The 1,582-nt window shown below is 46.6% G+C and carries 2 protein-coding genes; one reads left to right on the forward strand and one right to left on the reverse strand.

The window, feature by feature from the left end:
• Window positions 1–359: DUF6363 domain-containing protein (locus R7Q47_RS23960; RefSeq protein WP_318089668.1), on the forward strand; the 359-nt coding region annotated here is incomplete at its 5' end.
• A 70-nt stretch (window positions 360–429) separates the two neighbouring features.
• Here R7Q47_RS23960 and gbpA read toward each other — a convergent pair.
• Window positions 430–1,582 (reverse strand): N-acetylglucosamine-binding protein GbpA (gene gbpA / locus R7Q47_RS23965; protein WP_318089670.1); only part of this gene is annotated, 1,153 nt, incomplete at its 5' end.

Genomic DNA, 1,582 nt, shown 5'->3' on the forward strand with positions numbered 1-1,582 from the left:
AAAGAGGAGCGCGAGACATCACGGTTGTGCTATCGCACCCGCTGAATTACTCCAAAAAACCAGTAAAAAATACTTGGTTGATGAACAAGTTGTTTGCTGAACATCCCAAAATGGCAGAAGCGATGTTGCATCGTTCAGAGAACTACAATGAGTCCTTGGAATTTATCCGCAATCCACCGCAAGGAACCCGTGTGAGAGTGATTGCACCGCCGGATGAATTTCATGTGCAACGCTTGTCGATGCGCCAATCCGTCCTACTCGAAGGGTATGAAATGGGGCTTCACGAAGGCAGAACTCATATCACCAATCTGTCTGGTGGTTATGGTTTAAGTCGAGAAAACTGCCACTTTTGTCTTTAACTCGCAGTGATTGATAAAGTAAAAAGAACCCCGCGATTGGCGGGGTTCTTTACGTCTATCGTCTGCGAGATTAGTTCAGTTTATCCCAAGCCATTTCCCAGTGTGAGCCTGTCGCTGGCTCAAATTGTGTTGCACTCTCACTCCACTGTACGCAGTAGCCAGAGTAAGGGAATGGTTTACATTGATAAATCGCGCCGTCGCTTGCTAACACTTTTGTACCTGCTGTGTAGCTAGAAAGCCCCTCTGGGAATACAAAGTCGTATTCGCCTGATGGGGGTGGGGTGACTTCCTTACTTTTTAGATGGAAATCCAGAGTTTGCTGATCGACAAGGTTGCCATCGGTATCTTTAATGCGGGTCACTAACATGTGGTGCCCCGGTTCTGATTTGCTCAGCGTGAGTTCTACTTGTTCGCTTGCACCATCTTGAATTGAACCCGTCCAACTTGCTAGTGGTTCGCGATGATGATTGTAAACCGTTAACTCGGCGGTTAAGTCGCCCTCTGCGGTAAGAGTGAGGTCTAAAGCGGTTGGCTCTGTACCAATTATGTACTCACTAGCAAGACCATCAACCGTGAGTGAATAGTCAGGTACTGGCGTTTCAATATTGTAGCCAATTTCAACACGCTCAAGGCCACTGTTTGATTGCAGGTAAATTGGGTTCGTGCCGTACACTGGCGTGAACTTGTCTTCCGAATATTGACCAGCTTGAAGCTTAGTTTGCTCTTGGTTGATTTTACTCGCCAAGGCGTAAGACCAGTTTTTCGCTTGAGTGAGTACGTCGTTACTAATTGCTAGTTCAGTGCGGTATGCAACGTTCTCACCAGATTGATCAAACACGCGAGTGTAAACCGAATCGCCAACCTTTAGATTCATAGTAGGGATGATTTGGCCACCTTGAGTCCACTCAGGAATCACAGGGTCGTCACCATCAAATTTGACATCGATAACGTTGTAGAATGATGCAGCGGTATCACCCACATCCCATACCGCAAGGATGACATGGTACCCTTCGCGTTCAGGCACGTTACATTGGTGGCTCATCTGTTTTGGTGGTTGAACCATATTGCCATCAACCACACAGAAAGGGTTGAGATCGAACGAGTCGCGTGACAATGAAGCGTTCGGGTTCCAATTCGGTTTTGTGATGTAGTATTTCCAATCACGAGTCACGTGGTTTGCTGTAAAAGTCCATTCAAACGTTTGTGTACCAGATTTTATCGGA

The sequence above is a fragment of the Vibrio sp. Vb0349 genome, from assembly GCF_033338975.1.